Consider the following 19,818-nt stretch of genomic DNA (forward strand, 5'->3'; position numbering starts at 1 on the left):
GTCATGGACATGCTTGCGCTGGTCGTTCTGGCCGTGGTCATCCTCTTCGTCGCCCGGTCGCTCAAGGTCGTGCCCCAGCAGAACGCCTGGGTGATCGAGCGCCTGGGCAAGTACCACGGCACGCTGTCGCCGGGGCTGAACATCCTGATTCCCTTCGTGGACCGGGTGGCGTACAAGCATTCCCTGAAAGAAATCCCGCTCGATGTCCCCAGCCAGGTCTGCACCACGCGCGACAACACGCAGCTCAAGGTGATCGGCAAGATGGAGCTGGACCGCACCTTCGAGGAGCGCGAGATCAGCAGCCCGGCGGCGCCGAAGCCGTGCAACTCAAGGTCGCGGAAAAGGCGGTCGATGCCTACGCCCAGCTCGCGCAGAAGAACAACACGATGATCGTGCCCGGCAACATGAGCGAAGTCGCCGGGCTGATCGGCACCGCGATGGCGCTGATGCGCAAGCCGCCAGCGGGTGCCGCCCCTGCAACAGGTGCGGGTCAGTCGTCGTCCTGAGCGTCCAGTCCGGGAAACAGCACATCGGTGTAGCCGAAGCGGCTGAAATCCCGGATACGCATCGGGTAGAGCCTGCCGATCAGGTGGTCGCACTCGTGCTGCACCACGCGGGCGTGGAAGCCGGACACCGTTCGATCGATGGGCTGCCCCGTCTCGTCCCAGCCGGTGTAGCGGATGTGTGACCAGCGTGGGACGACGCCCCGCAGTCCTGGCACGGACAGGCAACCCTCCCAACCTTCCTCTTCCTCGCTGGACAGCGGGGTGATGGTGGGATTGACAAGCACCGTGCGCGGCACCGGTGGCGCGTCCGGGTACCGCTGGTTGCGTCCGAAGCCAAAAACCACCACGGCCAAGTCCACACCAATCTGCGGCGCGGCCAGACCAGCGCCCTGCACGGCCTCCATCGTCTCGAACAGATCGGCCACCAGCATGTGCAGCGCCGGAGCCTCCCAGGTCTCGACGCTGCGTGCCACTTGCAGCAACCGGGGATCTCCCATCCTCAGAATGTCTCGTATGGTCATGGATCGGGCATGAATCGTCAGCAATCTGGTGACTGTACACACGATCGCGCCGGGTGCGTGCGGTCGATGTAAACGATTCGGTACCGACTTGATGTGAGAATATTGGCGTTCTGACACCGGAGTTGCCCATTGATCCACCGCTGGATACACCGCCGCGCCGCGCTGGCGTGGCTCTTGCTGCCTTGGCTGGCCTTGCTGCTGGCGGGGCTGGGCCTGACCGTGGTGGATGCCGTGTTCGGGGATGGGGTGTTGCTGCAGGATTGGCGTGTGCGCGCCCGCAACGAGTGGCTCTGGCCTGCGCTGCTGGATCTGCCGCTCCTGCTGGCGGGACTGTATGGGCTGGGCAGCGTGGTCTGGGGCTGCGGTGTGCTGGCAGGCGGGCGGTCGGCGCGGCGCACTGCGGTGGTGCTGGGGCTGCTGTGCGGGGCGGGCGGGCTGGCGCTGGGCGGGCTGGTGGGGCTGGCCTGGAACCGGCCGGCGTCGCTGGTGCTGGGCGTGGTCGCGCTGGGCATCGGCATCGGCTACGCCGCGCTGACCCACCGACCCAGGCTGCGCGTGCAACGCCGGATGGTGCAGGTCGTGTCGGTGCCGCCCCCTCCCCCTGCTCCTCCTCCGCCTGTGCGGGCACCTGTCGATGGGCCTGCAACGACTGTGATGCGCCATGAAGCTCCCACCACGCAACCCGCTGACTACTGAACCCGTGTGGTGCCGCGCAGCGCGCCGTGCAGTGCTGGGCCTGGCACTGCTGGCACTGCTGGCGGTCTGGCCGGCGACGGCCGGCGCGACCACCCGTGCCTGGCTGGTGGCCGGTGAATCGGACCCTGCCGCCGCCTCGCGCACCGAGCCTGCGACGCTGTGGGTGGCAGAGACACTGCGGGCGGTGTCCTCCGGGAGTGCCGTGCAAACCATCTTCGCGGATCCAGCCCCGGAGCTGGCCGACAGCCGCACCGCCGCAGGAGCGCGGCCAGCCGAAAACACCCTGCCGCTGCAGCCGCTGGCGCGCGTGTTCGGTCAACAAGCGTTCAACACGGTGCCCAGCCGGCGGCTGCGGATCAGTGGCTCGGTGGTCGGCGCGCGGGCACAGACCCTGTCGGCCACGCTGGACAAGGCGTTCGCTGCGCTGGGTCCGACCGACAAGGGGCTGTTGTTCTACACCGGCACGGGCCAGGCCGATTCCAGCGACGCCGCGGGGAACGCCTTGCGTCTGTGGGACAACACTGCACTCTCGGTGCGCGAGCTTGACGCACTGAGCAGCCACGCACCGACCACGGCCCCGCTGCGTTTTGTGCTGACCCAATGCCACGCCGGGGGCTTCCAGCGCCTGATTCGATCGGGTACGCGCGACCTGCGCACGCTGGGTCCGCACAACCGCTGCGTGTTCACCGCCGAGCCGATCGATCACCTCGGTCGCCGCTGCCCGAGCGACGCTCCCGACGTGGCGGCCCCCCTGGCAGACGAGGGCATCGACTACGCCAGCCAGTTCTTCGCGGCATTGGCCGGACGCAGTCGGTCGGGCGCACCCCTGCGGCGCTCGGCGGATCTGGACGGCGACCGCACCGTGACCTTGCACGAGGCCCACCTGCACGCCGTCATCGAGAGCGACGGCGCCGACCTGCCCCGCGCTTCCACGGAGACCTACCTGGAGCGTTGGCAGCCGCTCTGGCTGCGCTACCTGGACACGGTCAGCGAACCGGACAACGAGTACGGCCGTGTGGCGATGGCACTGGCGGAACGGCTGCGGCTGCCGCTGCGCGGGCGGGCGCTGGTGGATGCGCTGGAAACGCGTCAGAAAGAGATGACTGGACGGCTGCAGCGGCTGGCCGAAGAGTCGCGCCGTGTGGAAACCGACATCGAGCGGCTGCAAACCACGCTGCGCCGCGCCCTCAGCCAACGCTGGCCAGCCGCCGCCCACCCGCACACCACCGCGTACGTCCGTTTTCTGGCCAACGATGTCGGCGCCGCCCAGGGGTTCTTGCTGGCCCAGACGGCCACGTACCCGGTGCTCGTGGCACGTCAGGAGCGGCAGGTGCAGATCGGCCGAGACCAGCAGGTGCTCAACCGCGGTCTGACGCAGCTCGACAAGCTCCTGCGGATGCGCCAGCTCGCACGGCTGCGGGAACAGTTCGAGCGCCACGCGGGCACGCAGTCTCGCCAGGAACTCCAGCGCCTGACACGCTGCGAAAACAGCCTCCCCTGAATCTGAACCTGAATCCCTCAGGCCAGCCCGGTGGCCGGTGCCGACAGCACATGCCGGTAACGCTTCATCGGCCCGGTGTCGGCGTAGCCCATCCAGCGGGCGACCTCCTCCTCGGCGTGGCCGCTGAGCAACTGGCGCACCGCGAAGGTGTGGCGCAGCCGAAACGGTGATCCACCCTCGATGCCCGCTTCGTCCATGGTCCCCACGGCGGCGCGGTGGCAGGCGGGATGCGACCAGGGCTTGCCTGTGGTGGTGGAGGGGAAAACCCAGGGCGATTGCTGCATCGCTTCTCCCTGCGCAGCGCGCACGTCCAGCCAGAACCGCAATTGCCGCGCAGCCCAAGCGGCGATCGGCACCTGGTGTGCGGCCGAGCTGCCGTCGGCCGCCACGGACAGCCGCCAGGGCACGCCCGGCTCGGTGCCTCCGTCGATGGCCACGTCCTCGGTGCTCAGCACCCGCACCTGCCCCGGCGCCAAGCCAGCGCCCAGCATCAAGGCCACGGCACTGCGGTCCCGGATCGATTTCCAGGTCGCACCGCGGGTGGCATCGACACCGGTGATGGCGGTGCAATGCGCGATGAGCGCGTGCGACTGCGCGTCGGTCAGGACATCGGGCACAGGCGTCAGCGCCGAGGCATTGGCATAGCGGTACGGGGCTTCTTGCATCAACAGCCACGGCGCCTCGATGGGGTCCAGCCCGTGCGCCTCGCGGTCGTGGTTGAGCACCCGGTCGATCAACTGCAGCAGGCGCCACGCATAGCGGGGTGTCAACGCTGCGTGGGCTTGACCGGTGCGCGTCTTGCGCTGCGGACGCACGGCGGCGAAGGCGAGAAAGTCCAGCAGATCCTCGCGGCCGAGACCGAGTCCCTGCACGGGATCGAGGTGGACGCGCGCTGTGCCCTGCTCGGCGTCAAACGGTGCGCAGTAGGCGGTGAACGCCTGCCACATGTCGGCGTAGATCTGCGCGGATTCCTCTCGCAGCGCGCCTTGCTGCCGCGGGCCTCGGCCGGGGGACGAAGCCAGCCAGGTGGCGAACTGGATCTGCAGCGATTGGGCGAGCGTGTCACCGTCGGACGCAGGGTTGGAAAACAGCGGGAGGGTGTCTTGGGGGACGTTGCGCATGAAAAGATACTAACGAAAATTCTACCTTCTGAACAGAAGTGCGTAAGTCCTGTGTTTTCTTGTCTCCCCTACAACCATTTAGCCGTTAGTATCTAATTTATGGCGCCACTTTATTTGCCCACTGGACCGTCTGGCGTCCATGACACCGCACCGACTGCGGCGAAAATTGCCCGACGCCCGGCCCCCTTTCTCTGGAATCTGTCTTGATGAACACCACCCGCCCACCCGCCGATCTGATCCTGTGCGTGGAGCAAGCCTTGTCCGAGGACATCGGCCAAGGCGACATCACCTCCGTGCTGCTGCCACGGGGACACATCGTGTCGGCCCGCGTGACGACCCGCGAGGCGGCCGTGCTGTGCGGTCAACCGTGGTTCACGGCCGCGTTCCAGCGCATCGACCCGACCGTGTCGGTGGATTGGGCGGTACCGGAAGGCAGCCGCGTGCAGCCCGACGATCTGCTGTGTACGGTGACGGGCTGCACGCGCGCCCTCTTCACCGGCGAGCGAACCGCCCTGAATTTCCTGCAAACCCTCAGCGGCACGGCCACCTCGGTGCGCCGCTACGTGGACGCTGTCGCGGGCACCGGCGCACGCATCGTGGACACCCGGCAGACACTGCCCGGCCTGCGCAGCGCACAGAAATACGCCGTGCTCGTCGGCGGTGGACTCAACCACCGGCTCGGCCTGTACGACGGCTTCCTGATCGAGGATGTCCACAGCGCCGCTGCGGGCGGGCTGCGCGAGGCGATCCGTGGCGCGCAGGCCATGGGCATGAACGTGCCGATCATGGCCGAGATCCGTACGCGTGAAGAAACGCGCATCGCCCTCGACGAGGACATCGACCTGCTGCTCGTGGAAAGCCTGCCGCTGGAGCTGGTGAAGACCGTGGCGCGCATGGTGCACGAGCACCGCGACTGCGGCGGGCGCACGCTGGTCGAATACTCGGGCGGCGCCTCGCTGGAGACGGTGCGCACGCTGGCGGAAACGGGCGTGGACCGGGTGGCGGTTGGCTCCATCACCAAGCACCTGCGTGCGGTGGACATCACGCTGCGCATCCAGAAGTGATACGCAACGTTACCGTTGTCACCTTGTGAATTCCCTTGATCTGAAACAATGGGTTGATCCGGACTGAAGGGCGCCAGCCCGGACAGGATCGACCCACGTTCCAAGATGAAGCGCCCCATTCCACAACTTTGGGGACTTCACGACATGGGATCTCTTGCACACCGCGCCTGGATCGGCGCCGCACTCACCCTGGGACTGTTGTCAGCGCCAGCCTTCGGCGCCGGCTGGAGCGTCAGCGGCACCCAGGTGCTGGACCCGAACGGCAAGGCGTTCGTCTTCCGGGGTGTCAACTACCCGCATGCCTGGTACGCCAGCCAGGCCACCCAGGCATTCAAGGACATCGCGGCCACCGGCGCCAACGCCGTGCGCGTCGTGCTGAGCAACGGCGTGCGCTGGACCGCCACCACCGCGGCCGAGGTCTCCACCCTCATCGGCTTGTGCCAGACCAACAAGCTGGTGTGCGTGCTGGAGGTGCAGGACACCACCGGCTACGGCGACCAGACCGCCAGCAGCCTCGCGCAAGCCGCTGCCTACTGGACCCGCGCCGACATCAAGGCCGCCCTCATCGGCAAGGAAGACTACGTGGTCATCAACATCGGCAACGAGCCGATGGGCAACAACTTCTCCTCGGCCAATTACGTCACGCAGACCAGTGATGCCATCCGCGCCCTGCGCACGGCCGGTCTGACCCATCTGCTGATGGTCGATGCACCCAACTGGGGGCAGGACAACACCGGCGCCATGCGCAGCAACGCCGCCACGCTGTTCGCCGCGGACACCAAGGCCCGCACGGTGTTCTCGGTCCACATGTACGAGATGTACAACGCTGCCTCGGTCCAGAGCTACCTCACCCAGTTCCGCAACAGCGGCTATGCCCTGGTGATCGGCGAATTCGCGACCACCAACAACGGTGTCACCGTGGACGCCGCCGCCATCATGCAGAACGCCCAGAGTCTGGGCGTGGGCTATTTCGGCTGGATCTGGAGCGGCAGCGACCCGTGGAACGTGGTCAACAACTTCAACGCCGCATCGCTGACCTCCTGGGGCAACCTGCTGATCAACGGCACCAATGGCATCCGGGCCACCTCGAAGCTGGCCTCCAACTACGGCACCACACCGACACCAACCCCGACGCCCACCCCCACGCCCACACCGACTGTCGCCCAGTGCAACTGGTATGGCACGACCTACCCGATCTGTGCCAACACGGCCAGCGGGTGGGGCTGGGAAAACAGCCTCTCGTGCATCGGCCGCACGGACTGCTCGGCGCTGAAGGCCCCGTATGGCGTGATCGGTGCAACGCCGACACCGACACCGACACCGACACCAACCCCCACTCCGACGCCAACACCCGCCACCCCAGCCAAGTGCAACTGGTATGGCAACGTCTACCCGGTCTGCACCACCACCAGCAGCGGCTGGGGCTGGGAAAACAGCGCCTCCTGCATCGGCAAGACGGACTGCACGGCGCTGCCTTCGCCCTGGGGCCTCATCGGCAGCACGACACCGCCGCCAGCCCCCGTGCCCACCCAGTGCAACTGGTACGGCAACACGTACCCACTGTGTACCGGCGTGAGCACAGGCTGGGGCTGGGAAAACAGCATGAGCTGCGTCGGCAAGACCAGTTGCCTGGCGCTGCCCGCACCCTATGGCGTGAAGTGAGCGCAGGCGGTGGTGCGGGTCACGAAGTGCCAGCCACTGCCCTCTTCGAGCGAAAAGGTGCCGAGGTGACCGCGCTGGGCGTCGAGCGTCAACGCCTGGCCCAGCAAGTAGCCACACTGCGTCGCACTGACGTAGAACGGCACGCCCCCCACCTCGCCGACCCGCACATCGCTGCTCCCCAGGGACAGCTCGCCCACCGCCCAGGCCGCCGGCACGCTGCCTTCGCAGCAACCACCCGACTGGTACAGCAGCATCGCCGGGTGCGCCCGACGCAGCGTGGCGATCAGCGCCAGCGCCGCGTCGGTGGCGGACACGGTGGTGGTCGTGTCCGCGGGCATCAGAAGAAGCCCAGCGCGTTCGGCGAGTAGCTGACGAGCAGGTTCTTGGTCTGCTGGTAGTGGTCCAGCATGGCCTTGTGGGTTTCGCGGCCGATGCCGGATTCCTTGTAGCCACCGAAGGCCGCGTGCGCCGGGTAGGCGTGGTAGCAGTTGGTCCAGACGCGGCCGGCCTGGATGGCGCGGCCCATGCGGTAGGCGCGGCTGCCGTCACGGCTCCACACGCCAGCGCCCAGCCCATAGACCGTGTCGTTGGCGATGGCCAGGGCTTCGGCTTCGTCCTTGAAGGTGGTCACGGCCAGCACCGGGCCGAAGATCTCTTCGCGGAAGACGCGCATGTCGTTGTGGCCCTTGAACAGCGTCGGCTGGATGTAGTAGCCACCGGCCAGCTCACCCCCAAGCTCGGCACGCTCGCCGCCGATCAGCACCTGCGCGCCCTCGGCCTTGCCCACGTCCAAGTAGGAGAGGATCTTGTCCATCTGCATGGCGGAGGCTTGTGCGCCCATCATGGTGTCGGTGTCGAGCGGGCTGCCTTGCTTGATCACCTTGACGCGCTCCAGCACACGGGCAATGAACGGCTCGTAGATCGATTCCTGGATCAGCGCGCGCGACGGGCAGGTGCAGACCTCGCCCTGGTTGAACGCGAACAGCACCATGCCTTCGATCGCCTTGTCGAAGAAGGCATCGTCGGCCGCCATGATGTCCTCGAAGAAGATGTTGGGCGACTTGCCGCCCAGCTCCAGCGTGGCCGGGATCAGGTTGGACGCCGCCGCCTGGGCGATGACGCGGCCAGTGGCGGTCGAGCCGGTGAAGGCAATCTTGTTGATGCGCTTGGAGGTCGCCAGCGGCATGCCGGCTTCGCGCCCGTAGCCATTGACGATGTTCAGCACGCCCGCGGGCAGCAGGTCGGCGATCAGTTCGGCCACCAGCAAGATGCTGATCGGGGTCGATTCCGCGGGCTTGAGCACCACGCAGTTGCCCGCACCGAGCGCCGGCGCCAGCTTCCACGCCGCCATCAGGATCGGGAAGTTCCACGGAATGATCTGGCCGACGACGCCGAGCGGCTCCTGGAAGTGGTAGGCGATGGTCTCGCCGTCGATCTCGCTCAGCGCGCCTTCCTGCGCCCGCACGCAGCCGGCGAAGTAGCGGAAATGGTCCACCGCCAGCGGGAGGTCGGCGTTCAGCGTCTCGCGGATCGGCTTGCCGTTGTCCACGGTTTCGGCGTAGGCCAGCAGCTCCAGGTTCTGCTCGATGCGGTCGGCGATCTTCAGCAGGATGTTGGCGCGCACGGCAGGCGGCGTGGCAGCCCAGCCAGCCTTGGCAGCGTGGGCGGCGTCCAGCGCCAGCCCGACATCGGCTTCGGTCGAGCGGGCGGCCTGGGTGTAGACCTGGCCGGTGATCGGGGTGATCACGTCGAAGTATTGGCCGTTGACCGGGGCGACCCACGCGCCGCCGATGAAGTTGTCGTAGCGGGCCTTGTACTGGACCTTGGCTTGCGGGGTGTTGGGCTGGGCATAGATCATGGGATGTCTCCTGCGGTGTGACGAAAGGGTGGCGAACACCCTCCTCTACGCGAGCCGCGTGCCAGCCTGCAACCCGGTGAGCGACCGCCGATCGGTTGCCGAGAAATGGCCCGTTTCCTGCTTGAACCCTGTTCAATGCCCTGGGCCAGGTGAACACCTGGAACGCCCGGCACCGAAGGAAATCAGGGTATCCCGCAGGCACCTTGCATTCCATCAAGCCAGAGCGGCAGATTGGTCGAATCGGTGACGGTCCAGACCGCAACGATTGGCAGGCCAGAACATAAGGGTAATTACTGAATGAGCAAGGTCAACAAGCCGACTACTCCGCCCGCGCTCTCCCCGGCTCGCCTGCGAGAAGCCCGCCGGAACATGGTCGAAGCCGGCGAGACGCCCAAGGATCTGGCCGCCTCCGATCCTGCGCTGCTGCGTTCCTGGCAGCGCAGCCAGGCGGCGGGCCTGTCGCCGTCTGGACGAACCGGCGCACCCCACGCCTCGGCCGTGCAGCTCGCCCAGGCCCGCGCGCATCAACATGAACTGATCGCCCATGCCCGCCCGGCGATGGAGTTCATCCACGAGCAGACCCGCGACACCGACAGCATCGTCCTGCTCTCCGACGCCCAGGGGATGTTGCTGGAGACCCTCGGCGATGCGGCCTTCGCCAACCGGGCGGAGCGGGTAGCCCTGCGCCCTGGTGCGAACTGGCATGAGCAATGGCGCGGCACCAATGCGATCGGCACCGCGCTGGCCGAGCAGCATCCGTTGGTGGTCCACGGCAACGGGCACTACCTGGAGCGCAATGGCTTCCTGACCTGTGCCGCCGCGCCGATCATCGACCCCGCGGGCGCCCTGCTCGGCGCGATCGACATCTCCAGCGACCACCGCCAGTTCCACCGCCACACGCTGGGCCTCGTCCGCTCGGCGGCCCGCATGATCGAGCACCGCCTGTTCGAGACCCGCCACCGCGACAGCCTGCGGCTGCGTGTCCACAAGTACCGCGAGGGCCTGGCCGGATTGACCGAGGGGCTGCTCGCGCTGTCCGACGACGGCTGGCTGATCGGCGCGAACATGGCCGGGCTGCACCTGCTGGGGCTGGCGCGGCAGGACATCGCGGGGCTGCGGATCGACACCGTGTTCGACACCTCCGTGGAGGCGCTGCACAGCCGCAGCCACGCGGGCCATGGCTGGCCGTTCGCGCTGTGTCGGCCCGATGGATCGCCCCTGTGGGTGCAGGTGGAAGCCGGCCGTGGCGGCATCGACATCACGCCGGAACCAGCGGCACCGGTCATCCCTGCCCCGCTGCCCGACGACACCGAGCGCACCGTCGCAGAGTGCAAGGGCAACCTGTCCGAGGCGGCACGGCGACTGGGCATCAGCCGCACGACGCTCTACCGCCGCTTGCAGCGGTAGCGTGCCGTGACCGGGTGGGTTCAGCCGCGCAGGAAGTGCCCGAGCTTGTCGCGCTTGGTGCCGAGGTAGGTGGCGTTTTCGGGGTTGGCGTCGATCTCGTGCGGCTCGCGCTGCACGATGGCGATGCCCTGGGCCTGCAGCGCCAGCACCTTGAGCGGGTTGTTGCTCATCAGGCAGACCGAGCGCACGCCCATGTCCTGGAGGATCTGCGCCGCGGCCTCGAAGCGGCGGCTGTCGGCGGGATGGCCCAGCGCGAGGTTGGCCTCCACCGTGTCCATGCCCTGGTCCTGCAGGTTGTAGGCGCGCAGCTTCTGCTCGATGCCGATGCCGCGTCCCTCGTGGCCGCGCATGTAGATCACCATGCCGCGCCCGACCTGGGCGATGCGCTGCAAGGCGAGCTGCAGTTGCGGGCCGCAGTCGCAGCGCAGCGAGCCGAAGATGTCGCCGGTCAGGCACTCGGAATGCACCCGCACCAGCACCTCCTCGCCCGCCACGTCGCCGCAGTGCAAGGCCAGGTGCTCGATGCCGGTGGAGCGATCGAAATACGCGGTGATGGTGAATTCGCCGTGGGGCGTGGGCAAACGGGCGCTGGTGCCCTTGTCGATGTCAGACGTCATGCCGGCATTGTCGCCTGCCACCCCATCGACTGGGTTCAAGGCCCCTGCACGGAGACTTCAAGGAACTTGCAACACCCCCCGGCGCACCTGGTCGCGCTCCAGCGACTCGAACAGCGCCTTGAAGTTGCCCTCGCCGAAGCCATCGTCGCCGCCGCGCTGGATGAACTCGAAGAACACCGGGCCGAGCAGCGTGCGCGAGAAGATCTGCAGCAACAGCCGCGGCCGTCCACCGTCGGTCGAGCCGTCCACCAGGATGCCGCGGGTCTGCAGCTCCGCCACCGGCTGGCCGTGGCCGGGCAGGCGCTCGCCGAGCATCTCGTAGTACACCTCGTTGGGCGCGGTCATCAGTGGCACACCGGCCAGCGCCAGCCGGTCCACGGTGTCGATGAGGTTGTCGGTGAGCGTCAACCCGTGGCCTTCCGGGCGGCGTGGCACGCCGTCGAGGAACTCGAAATCGATGTCATAGATCGACTTGCCATCCTCGAAGCGGTCGATCAGGTACAGCGGCGCGCCACCGATGCCCTTGATCGCCGGCAGCCGCAGCTCCATCGGGCCGGTGGGAATCTCGATCGGCTGCGCGCCGAGTTCGAGGGCACGGGCATACGCCTTGTGCGAGTCCTGGACGCGAAATGCCAGCCCGCAGGCGGACGGGCCATGTTCCGCCGCGAAGTAGCCAGCGGCGCTGCGCGGCTCGCGGTTGACGATGAAGTTGATCTCGCCCTGCCGGTAGAGCACCACGTCCTTGGAGCGGTGGCGCGCGACGAGCGAGAAGCCCATCCGCTCGAACAGCGGCTCCAGCACACCGGGCGTGGGTGACGCGAACTCGACGAACTCGAAGCCCATGAGGCCCATCGGGTTGTCGAGCAGGTCGGTGTCGGTGTGCATGGGAAACCTCCTCCGTCTATGCCGGCTTGGCCGCCCGCGCGACCGTTCGTTTGGCAATCTCGATCTTGGCGATGGCATTGCGGTGGACCTCGTCCGGGCCGTCCACCAGCCGCACCGTGCGCTGGTGGGCGTACATCTCGGCCAGCCACGTGTCCTGGCTCACGCCTGCCGCACCATGCGCCTGGATCGCCCAGTCCACCACCTGGCACGACACGTTCGGCGCGACGACCTTGATCATCGCGATCTCCTGCCGCGCGCCCTTGTTGCCGACGGTGTCCATCTTGTAGGCGGCGTTCATCGTCAGCATGCGCGCCTGGTCGATCATGCAGCGCGAATCGGCGATGCGCTCGTGCCAGACCGACTGCGCCGACAGCGGCTTGCCGAAGGCGACGCGGGTGGACAGCCGGTCCACCATCATCTCCAGCGCCCGCTCGGCCGCGCCGATGGAGCGCATGCAGTGGTGGATGCGGCCGGGGCCGAGGCGACCCTGCGCGATCTCGAAGCCGCGGCCCTCGCCCAGCAGGATGTTCTCGGCGGACACGCGCACGTTCTCCAGCAGCACCTCCATGTGCCCGTGCGGCGCGTCGTCGTAGCCGAACACGCTCAGCGGACGCAGCACGGTGACGCCCGGCGTGTCCCGCGGCACCAGCACCATCGACTGCTGTTCGTGGCGCGCTGCCTCGAAATCCGTCTTGCCCATCACGATGAAAATCGCGCAGTGTGGGTGGCCCGCACCGGACGAGAACCACTTGCGCCCGTTGATGACGTAGTCGTCCCCATCCCGCCGGATCGAGCACTCGATGTTGGTCGCGTCCGACGACGCCACCGCCGGCTCGGTCATCAGGAAGGCGGAGCGGATCTTGCCGTCCAGCAGCGGCTCCAGCCAGCGTTCCTTGTGCGCAGCGGTGCCATAACGCTCGATGGTTTCCATGTTGCCGGTGTCCGGCGCGGAGCAGTTGAACACCTCGCCCGACCACACCACGCGGCCCATGAGTTCGCACAGCGGCGCGTAGTCGAGGTTGGACACACCGCCCTCGCCCTTGTACGGATGCGGCAGGAACAGGTTCCACAGCCCGGCGGCACGGGCAACCGGCTTCAGCTCTTCCACCAGCGGCACGACCTGCCACGGATTGCCCGCCGCCCGCAGCGCGTGCATCTCGGCGTCGTAGCGCGCTTCGTTCGGGTAGATGTGCGCGTCGAAAAACGCCTGGACGCGGTCAACGAGGTCTTGGCTCTTGGGGGAAAGTTCCCGGTTCATGGCTCTGGCTCCTGCAGCGGGTGCGGATGGGGCGGGGGGACAGGCCAGATTGAAGCACCGAGGGCGCCAGCGCGCAGGTCACCTAGGCGACCCTGAAGGGTGAAGGGTACAGTGCGCATGACCTGCACTGGCGCACTGGAGCACCCCATGAAGATCCCGTTGATCCGCTTGGTTCACCTCGTCGCGGCGACCGCGTTGACGGCCGGGGCACTGCCCGCCCACGCAGCGCCACGCCCTGCCCGACCCATCGCCTGTTCGCCGATCGCGGGCACCTGGTTCCACGACCGCAAGGGCATCCCCGTGAGCGTGAACGCCCGCGAGGAGATCCTGGTGAACATGTCGGCCTTGCGACGCCCGAACGCCCGCGGGCGGATGCTCGGCCCGTCGCAGATCGAAGTGACCTTCCCGGACGACGGCACCTTCACCGGCACGCTCGACGGCCAGGGCCAGCTCCGCTGGAGCAACGGCACCGCCTGGCAGGCCACGCAGTTCGCGGGCACCTGGCAGCAGGACTCGGCCTGGGGACCGATGGTCCGGCACGTCGGCAACGAGCTGACGGTCAGCATGGGCGCCTACGGCCGACCGGACGCGGTGGGCACCGTGACCTCGCCCTCTCAGGCCAGCGTCACCTTCAGCGACGACGCCACGTTCACCGCCACGCTGGTCGCCCCCAACTGCATCCAGTGGTCGAACGGGACGACGTGGACCAAGTGACGATCACGCGAGATCCAGCTCGGGATAGCACCGGAACAGCCCCTGCTCGTTGAACGGAATGCGCCGCGGACTGGCGAGATAAGCCGCCACCCGCGGCACCTCGACCACGCGGTCATGCAGGTCCACGATCAGGGGCGTCCTGGCCAGCGCGCTGGCCGCCGCCTTCGGGAAGGCGTAGCGCAGCCCCTCGATCAACTGGAACAGCGACAGGTCGGCGTAGCTCATCTTGCCGCCGACCAGGAAGCGCGTGCCGGCCGGATTGCGGGCGACGATCTGCTCGAACCACTGCAGGTACTTGGGCATGCGCGTGGTGCAGAACGCCTGGGCGCGGCGCAGGGCTTCCGGCTTCTGGTCCTCGTAGTACAGGCCGGAGTCGATCGGGTGGTGCGTGTCGTGCGCCTCGCTGACCATGTCGGCGAGGGTGAGCTGGATCTGCTGCGTCCACACGCGCGACTGCTCGCTGCGCCCGACCAGCTTCCACTCCAGCGCCAGATACTGCAGGATCACCGCGGTCTGCCCGATCACGACGCTGCCATCCTTGAGGAACGGCGGCGCGAACGGCGGCTGGACCGCCTTGGCGTCCTTCAGATGACGCATCAACGCGGGCACGCCCTGCCCCGCCGCCTCGTCGCCGCGGGCCACGTCGGTGTACGGCGCACCCGCCGCCTCCAGCGCCAACCGCACGAATTCGCCTCGACCTTGAATGGTCGGCCAGTAATGAAGTTCATATGCCATGGGCGGGACTGTAGCGGCCAATGCCTTGCATTCCGGCACCGTGCCCTCAGATCGGCCTTTCTCGGACCTCAATCTTCCACCGCACCTCAACCGCAACGCACTGAAGGAGTTACCCGCATGGGCCTGTTCGACATGTTCAAGACCGACACTGGCGACAAGATGACGCCACACCTGGCCTTCACCACCTCGCTGATCTACATGATGTCCGCCGATGGCGAGATGGACGCCGAAGAGGTCGGGCACCTGCTGTCCGTGCTCGGCGGCCAGGACGACGGCAAGGGCACGATCGGCGTGGGCGCGCAGAACCAGGCGCTGCTGGACGCGTCGCTGAAGTACCGCCGCAAGAACTCGCTGGACACCTTCCTGACCGAAGCCACGCCGCTGCTGAGTGACGCGCAGAAGATGTGCATCCTGTGCAACCTGATCGACTCGTCGCTGGCGGATGGCCAGCCGGAGCGCGAGGAGCAGGAGATGTTCGCCAAGTTCCTGAAGGCGTTCAACATCACCGAAGAGCGGTTCCGGCCGTTCTTCGAGGTGATCGTGCTCAAGAGCGACCGCACGGTGTTCACCAACCAGACGCATCCGAAAAACCAGCCGGGCTATCAGGTCAAGCTGTCGCTGAACTGAGGGTGAGCGGCTCGCCCAGTGCGGTGTCGATGGCCTTGAGCAGGAACCAGCGATGAAGGGCTGGCGCGTCACCGCCGCGGCGAGCACGTACACGACCCGTTCGTAGTTGCCGTAGCCGACCATGATCAGCGGCATGGTCAGCGGCATGGTCAGGCTCCGGTGGGGATGGGGTGGGGGCGAGATGGCCCGTGGTGGCACACCACGATAGTCCATAACGGGACTACACTCCATCTCGTCATGGACGATTCCATGCAGGAGCTGACCACATGACCGCACTGCACGCCACTGCCCCCTTACCCGCCATCACCGCCACCCGCCTAGGCTACCGGCCGGCCCATGGCGTCGATGATTTCGTCCAGCAGATCGCGCAGGCCACACCGCTGGAGCTGGTCGAGATCGAGCGCCACGGCGTCGCCGGCATCTTCCTGAAAGACCTGTCCCGGCGGATGCAGATCCCGGCGACGCGCATGTTCACCATGCTCGGTGTGCCCAAGGCCACGGCGGAGAAGAAGTCGGCCGCTGGTGAATCCCTGAGCGGCAGCGGCGGACAGGCGGCGATCGGCGTGGCCCGGCTGCTGGGCATCGCACAGGCGATCGTCAGCCACTCGACCGCGCCGGAGGCGGCCGATTTCGACGCGGCGAAGTGGCTTGGGCAATGGCTGGAACGTCCGCAACCCGCGCTCGGTGGCCGCAAGCCGGGCGACCTGATCGACACGCCGACGGGCATCGAGGTGGTCTCAAGGCTGCTGGGGGCGATCGAGAGCGGGGCGTACCAGTGATCCTGTGGCGCATCGCGGCGGACACGCGCCGCTACGCTGCCGATGACCTGAGCGGCGGGGGCGCGGCGGTTTACCCCGGTCGGTGGAACGAGGAGCAGCAGCCGGTGCTCTACACCGCGCCGACGATCGCGATTGCCGTGCTCGAAACCGCGGCGCACCTGGATGACCACGGCTTGCCGCTGAACCGCTATCTGGTGCGGATCGAGGTGCCGGACGAGGTGTGGGCGCGGCGCGAGACGCTGGACGTGGCGGCGCTGCCGGTGACGTGGGCGTCGATTCCGGCGGGGCGGGCCAGCGTGCGGATCGGCGCGGAGTGGCTCGCGTCGATGCGGTCGGCGGTGCTGCTGGTGCCGTCGGTGATCGTGCCGGAGGAGTCGGCGGCGCTGGTGAACACGCGGCATCCGGAGGTGCAGGGGTTGCGGGCGGGGATCGTGCGGCGGTTTGAGTACAACCGGTTGTTCAGGGGCGCTTGACGATGCGGCGAATGGGCCGCACATTCACCGCAAATCATGCGGAGAATGCACAAGCATGCCGATCTACATCCATCAAAGAACCGACTGGCCTGCATGGCGCTGGGACCACGACGTGCTCGCGCCGACGCTGTCCGACATCCGCCACCGACAAGGCAGGCTGCTCGGTCGGATGGAGTCGCTCGGCTTCGCGTTGCGCCAGCAGGCCACGCTGCGCACACTGACCGAGGATGCGGTCAAGACCAGCGAGATCGAGGGCGAGCGGCTCGACACCGAGCAGGTGCGCTCCTCGGTGGCGCGGCGGCTGGGCATCGCGCTGGAGCGGTTCGCGCCGCAGGACCGGCATGTCGATGGGCTGGTCGAGGTGTTGCTGGACGCCACGCAGTCGTTTGCGCAGCCGTTGACGCCAGAGCGGCTGTGGGGCTGGCACGCGGCGCTGTTTCCGACCGGCTACAACGGGCTGAAGCGGATCGTGGTCGGAGGGTGGCGCGGGGCGCGGGAAGATCCGATGCAGGTGGTGTCGGGGGCGCTGGGGCGGGAGCGGGTGCATTTCGAGGCGCCGATGGCCGATCGGCTGGACCGCGAGATGGGCGCGCTCCTCGGCTGGTTCAACGCACCGACCACGGCCGCCACGACCGACCCGGTGCTGATCGCCGCCATCGCGCACCTGTGGTTCGTCACGCTGCACCCCTTCGAGGATGGCAACGGCCGGCTCGCCCGCGCCATTGCCGACCTCGCACTGGCCCGGTCAGAAGGCTCGGCGCAGCGTTTCTACAGCCTGTCCGCCCAGATCCGGCAGGACCGGCGCAACTACTACGAGCAACTGGAGCGCACGCAGAAGGGTGCGCTCGACATCACGGCGTGGCTGGCGTGGTTCCTGGCGTGCCTGGGGCGCTCGCTGGCGGCGGCGGAGGGGGAACTGGCGGTGATCCTGAACAAGGCGGCGTTCTGGGATGCGGTGCGGGCACAGCCGCTGAACGAGCGGCAGCGGCTGGTGCTGAACCGGCTGCTGGATGGGCTGGACGGGAAGCTGACGTCCTCGCGCTGGGCGAAGCTGGCCGGGTGTTCGCAGGACACCGCGTTGCGGGACATTCAGGGGCTGGTGCAGGCTGGGTTGTTGCGGCTGGGGGAGGCGGGGGGGCGGAGTACCTGCTATGTGCTGGGGCTGGCAACGACGACAGGGCTGTGAGCCGAGGACGTGTCAGACCAGCCAGTCTTCCACCAACAGCCCTGGCACCCGCTCGAACTCCCGCGTGTTGTGCGTCACCAGCACCAGCCCACGCGAACGAGCATGAGCGGCGATCCAGAGGTCGTTGCCGCCGATGGGCGTTCCTGCACGCTCCAGAGTTGTGCGGATGTCAGCGTAGTGGCGATCGGCTTCGCCGTCGAACGGCAGCACCGTGACCGTCGCCAACAGCGCCTCGACCCGTGCAGTCAGGGCAGGCGAGCCTTTGCGCTGCACGCCGAAGCGCATCTCGGCCGCCACGATGATGCTGGTGCAGATCGCCTCGTCGCCCGCCGTCGCGAGCCGTTGCAGCAGGCCGGGTGCTGCTGATGCACGGACCAGCGCCGACAGCGTGTTGGTATCAAGCATCCAATGCAGCCCGGCGGTCATTCGAACAACTCCCCGCGCTCCTGTGGCGGTAGGTCGTCGCGGTCGGGAAAGTCATCCTCAGGTGGCAACGGCTCCCACTGGCGCACCAGTTCCAGCAGGCGATGGCGGCGCACCGGAGTCAGGATCAGGCTGTCCCCCTCGCGGCGGATCGTCACCTCGGTGCCGTCGATCTCGAATTCGCGGGGGATGCGGATGGCTTGGTTGGCACCGTTGCGGAAGACGGCGATGCGGCGGGTGGGGGCGGGCATGGGACTCCTCCGAAATCACATAGGTCAAAGCATATGCCATCTTTGATGGACCATGCAATCAGATGGATGCGCGTGAGCGGGACGTGTGACAGCGCCCAACATTTTCACATCAGCCCCGCACCGCCAACGCCTTCCCGATCCGATTCCGCCCCACCGACGTCTTCGGCACCTTCCCCTTCAGATGCCCGAACCACGCCCGCACGTCCTCGTCCAGCCCGATCCCGTGCATGTAGTTGTAGAGCGCCTTCTTCAGCCCCACGCCCAGCGCGTCGTGGTCCGTGCCCGTCGGGTCGATGAAGCCGACATCGTTCTGCGCGAACGTCACCGGCGGCAGCGGGCGCAGCTTCACGCCGTACTCCGCCGGGTTCAGCCCCACGGGTGAATGCACCGTGCAGGCGAAGCGGTGGAAAAACCCGCTCTGGATGCAGCCGTGCTCGAACAACTGGCGCACGTACTCCAGCGCATCGACCGTGTCCTGCACCGTCTGCGTCGGGAAGCCGTACATCAGGTAGGCGTGGACCAGGATGCCCGCGTCGCTGAATCCCTTGGTGACCCGCGCCACCTGATCGACCGAGACGCCCTTCTTCATCAGCGTCAGCAGCCGGTCGGACGCCACCTCCAGCCCGCCCGACATCGCGATGCAGCCGCTGTCGGCGAGTTCTTGGCACAGCTCGGGCGTGAAGGTCTTCTCGAAGCGGATGTTGCCCCACCACGAGATCTGCACGTCGCGGCGCTGCAGCTCGGCGGCCAGCGTCTTCAGTGCCTTGGGCGGCGCGGCTTCATCGACGAAGTGGAAGCCGGTCTGGCCGGTCTCGGCGACGATGGCCTCGATGCGGTCCACCAGCGTCTCGGCGGTGGCCGTCTCGTAGCGCGAGATGTAGTCCAGGCTCACGTCGCAGAAGCTGCATTTCTTCCAGTAGCAGCCATGCGCCACCGTCAGCTTGTTCCAGCGCCCGTCGCTCCACAGCCGATTCATCGGGTTGAGCATGTCGAGCAGCGAGAGGTACTTGTCCAGCGGCAGGCCGTCCCACGTCGGCGTGCCCACCTCGGCGAACGGCACGTCCGGCTCGACGAAGTTGATGTAGCGGACCAGCCCGGTGTCGGCGTCCCGCACAAACGTCCGCACGAGGCGTTGCCGCGACCGCTTGCCGCCGAGGTGTTCCAGCAGCGCCAGCAACGGCCGCTCGCCCGAGTCCAGCGTCACGTAGTCGATGTGGTCGAACACCCGCGGCTCGGTGAGTTCGCGCAGTTCCGTGTTGACGAAGCCGCCGCCCAGCGCCACCACGATCATCGGATCGACCGCCTTGACCGCCTGCGCGATGCGGAACGCCGCGTACACCGCCCCCGGAAACGGCACCGACAGCAGCACCAAGCGGGGCCGATGCCGCTCCACCGCCGCCTTGGTCAGCTCGGTGAGCACGTCATCCATCAGGTTCGGGGCAGCCGCCAGCGCCTCGGCCAGCGGCTCGAACGTCGGCTGACTCGTGGCCAGCGACTCGGCGTAGCGCACGAACTCGAAGCGCGGATCGACCGC

At 67.6% G+C, this 19,818-nt stretch carries 21 protein-coding genes and 1 pseudogene; 11 read left to right on the forward strand and 11 right to left on the reverse strand.

What is annotated here, in order from left to right:
• Positions 1 to 3: 3 nt before the first annotated feature.
• Positions 4 to 506 (forward strand): annotated as a pseudogene (locus QZW52_RS13465) (SPFH domain-containing protein).
• Here the strand turns inward: QZW52_RS13465 and def are convergent.
• Positions 491 to 1,027 (reverse strand): peptide deformylase, encoded by a 537-nt coding sequence (gene def, locus QZW52_RS13470; protein WP_293999728.1) that lies wholly within the window; start codon positions 1,025 to 1,027, stop codon positions 491 to 493. The pseudogene QZW52_RS13465 and the gene def overlap by 16 nt on opposite strands.
• Before the next feature lie 129 nt (positions 1,028 to 1,156).
• Between def and QZW52_RS13475 the strand changes: the two genes are divergently transcribed.
• Together QZW52_RS13475 and QZW52_RS13480 are read left to right on the forward strand one after the other, a co-directional pair.
• The gene (locus tag QZW52_RS13475) at positions 1,157 to 1,723 is read left to right on the forward strand and encodes a hypothetical protein (protein WP_293999729.1); all 567 of its coding nucleotides are present in this window, start codon (positions 1,157 to 1,159) and stop codon (positions 1,721 to 1,723) included.
• A complete protein-coding gene (locus tag QZW52_RS13480; RefSeq protein ID WP_293999730.1) occupies positions 1,689 to 3,224 on the forward strand; it encodes a hypothetical protein in 1,536 nt (511 codons plus the stop codon). Before QZW52_RS13475 ends, QZW52_RS13480 begins: the two co-directional genes overlap by 35 nt.
• Positions 3,225 to 3,241: 17 nt before the next feature.
• Here the strand turns inward: QZW52_RS13480 and QZW52_RS13485 are convergent, their stop codons facing one another.
• Positions 3,242 to 4,345: a tyrosine-type recombinase/integrase gene (locus QZW52_RS13485; protein WP_293999733.1), complete on the reverse strand. Its 1,104-nt coding sequence runs from the start codon at positions 4,343 to 4,345 to the stop codon at positions 3,242 to 3,244.
• A gap of 206 nt (positions 4,346 to 4,551) precedes the next feature.
• Between QZW52_RS13485 and nadC the strand changes: the two genes are divergently transcribed.
• Positions 4,552 to 5,409, forward strand: a complete 858-nt coding sequence (gene nadC / locus QZW52_RS13490) for a carboxylating nicotinate-nucleotide diphosphorylase (protein WP_293999736.1) — start codon at positions 4,552 to 4,554, stop codon at positions 5,407 to 5,409.
• Between the two features lie 144 nt (positions 5,410 to 5,553).
• Complete coding sequence (locus QZW52_RS13495) at positions 5,554 to 7,071, forward strand: cellulase family glycosylhydrolase (RefSeq protein WP_293999738.1); 1,518 nt, start codon at positions 5,554 to 5,556, stop codon at positions 7,069 to 7,071.
• Here the strand turns inward: QZW52_RS13495 and QZW52_RS13500 are convergent.
• Positions 7,056 to 7,409: a DUF779 domain-containing protein gene (locus QZW52_RS13500; RefSeq protein WP_293999741.1), complete on the reverse strand. Its 354-nt coding sequence runs from the start codon at positions 7,407 to 7,409 to the stop codon at positions 7,056 to 7,058. The two genes, QZW52_RS13495 and QZW52_RS13500, sit on opposite strands and share 16 nt — an antisense overlap.
• The gene (exaC, locus tag QZW52_RS13505) at positions 7,409 to 8,929 is read right to left on the reverse strand and encodes an acetaldehyde dehydrogenase ExaC (RefSeq protein ID WP_293999744.1); all 1,521 of its coding nucleotides are present in this window, start codon (positions 8,927 to 8,929) and stop codon (positions 7,409 to 7,411) included. Before exaC ends, QZW52_RS13500 begins: the two co-directional genes overlap by 1 nt.
• Before the next feature lie 297 nt (positions 8,930 to 9,226).
• Here exaC and QZW52_RS13510 point away from each other — a divergent pair, with 297 nt between their 5' ends.
• On the forward strand, positions 9,227 to 10,336 hold the full coding sequence (locus QZW52_RS13510) for a sigma-54-dependent Fis family transcriptional regulator (RefSeq protein ID WP_293999747.1): 1,110 nt from the start codon (positions 9,227 to 9,229) through the stop codon (positions 10,334 to 10,336).
• Positions 10,337 to 10,356: 20 nt separating this feature from the next.
• Here the strand turns inward: QZW52_RS13510 and ribA are convergent, their stop codons facing one another.
• The 3 genes from ribA to QZW52_RS13525 are packed head-to-tail and all read right to left on the reverse strand — an operon-like array spanning position 10,357 to position 13,096.
• Positions 10,357 to 10,953: a GTP cyclohydrolase II gene (gene ribA, locus QZW52_RS13515; RefSeq protein ID WP_293999750.1), complete on the reverse strand. Its 597-nt coding sequence runs from the start codon at positions 10,951 to 10,953 to the stop codon at positions 10,357 to 10,359.
• A gap of 57 nt (positions 10,954 to 11,010) precedes the next feature.
• On the reverse strand, positions 11,011 to 11,838 hold the full coding sequence (locus QZW52_RS13520) for a 4-hydroxyphenylpyruvate dioxygenase family protein (protein ID WP_293999752.1): 828 nt from the start codon (positions 11,836 to 11,838) through the stop codon (positions 11,011 to 11,013).
• Between the two features lie 16 nt (positions 11,839 to 11,854).
• The gene (locus QZW52_RS13525) at positions 11,855 to 13,096 is read right to left on the reverse strand and encodes an acyl-CoA dehydrogenase family protein (protein WP_293999754.1); all 1,242 of its coding nucleotides are present in this window, start codon (positions 13,094 to 13,096) and stop codon (positions 11,855 to 11,857) included.
• A 147-nt stretch (positions 13,097 to 13,243) separates the two neighbouring features.
• Between QZW52_RS13525 and QZW52_RS13530 the strand changes: the two genes are divergently transcribed.
• On the forward strand, positions 13,244 to 13,810 hold the full coding sequence (locus QZW52_RS13530; RefSeq protein ID WP_293999757.1) for a hypothetical protein: 567 nt from the start codon (positions 13,244 to 13,246) through the stop codon (positions 13,808 to 13,810).
• Positions 13,811 to 13,813: 3 nt separating this feature from the next.
• Here the strand turns inward: QZW52_RS13530 and QZW52_RS13535 are convergent, their stop codons facing one another.
• Positions 13,814 to 14,545 (reverse strand): glutathione S-transferase, encoded by a 732-nt coding sequence (locus tag QZW52_RS13535; protein WP_293999760.1) that lies wholly within the window; start codon positions 14,543 to 14,545, stop codon positions 13,814 to 13,816.
• Positions 14,546 to 14,662: 117 nt separating this feature from the next.
• On the opposite strand from QZW52_RS13535, the gene QZW52_RS13540 reads away from it, so the two are divergent.
• The 4 genes from QZW52_RS13540 to QZW52_RS13555 all read left to right on the forward strand — a co-directional run bounded on the left by QZW52_RS13540 (position 14,663) and on the right by QZW52_RS13555 (position 17,610).
• Positions 14,663 to 15,172: a tellurite resistance TerB family protein gene (locus tag QZW52_RS13540; protein ID WP_293999762.1), complete on the forward strand. Its 510-nt coding sequence runs from the start codon at positions 14,663 to 14,665 to the stop codon at positions 15,170 to 15,172.
• A gap of 266 nt (positions 15,173 to 15,438) precedes the next feature.
• Positions 15,439 to 15,951 carry an antitoxin Xre/MbcA/ParS toxin-binding domain-containing protein gene (locus QZW52_RS13545; protein WP_293999765.1) on the forward strand — a complete coding sequence of 171 codons (513 nt, stop codon included), beginning with the start codon at positions 15,439 to 15,441 and terminating at the stop codon, positions 15,949 to 15,951.
• Positions 15,948 to 16,424: an RES family NAD+ phosphorylase gene (locus QZW52_RS13550; RefSeq protein ID WP_293999766.1), complete on the forward strand. Its 477-nt coding sequence runs from the start codon at positions 15,948 to 15,950 to the stop codon at positions 16,422 to 16,424. Before QZW52_RS13545 ends, QZW52_RS13550 begins: the two co-directional genes overlap by 4 nt.
• A 55-nt stretch (positions 16,425 to 16,479) precedes the next feature.
• Entirely contained in the window at positions 16,480 to 17,610 is a 1,131-nt protein-coding gene (locus QZW52_RS13555; protein ID WP_293999767.1) for a Fic family protein, read from the forward strand.
• A gap of 12 nt (positions 17,611 to 17,622) precedes the next feature.
• Here the strand turns inward: QZW52_RS13555 and QZW52_RS13560 are convergent, their stop codons facing one another.
• The 3 genes from QZW52_RS13560 to QZW52_RS13570 form a co-directional block, all read right to left on the reverse strand.
• Positions 17,623 to 18,015, reverse strand: coding sequence for a type II toxin-antitoxin system VapC family toxin (locus tag QZW52_RS13560; protein ID WP_293999769.1), 393 nt, complete (start codon positions 18,013 to 18,015; stop codon positions 17,623 to 17,625).
• Positions 18,016 to 18,032: 17 nt separating this feature from the next.
• A complete protein-coding gene (locus QZW52_RS13565; protein WP_293999772.1) occupies positions 18,033 to 18,284 on the reverse strand; it encodes an antitoxin in 252 nt (83 codons plus the stop codon).
• A 109-nt stretch (positions 18,285 to 18,393) separates the two neighbouring features.
• Positions 18,394 to 19,818, reverse strand: a 1,425-nt coding sequence (locus QZW52_RS13570) for a B12-binding domain-containing radical SAM protein (RefSeq protein WP_293999774.1), incomplete at its 5' end; no start/stop codon positions are given.

This window comes from Sphaerotilus sp., assembly GCF_013299175.1.
Taxonomy (GTDB): Bacteria; Pseudomonadota; Gammaproteobacteria; order Burkholderiales; family Burkholderiaceae_C; genus Sphaerotilus.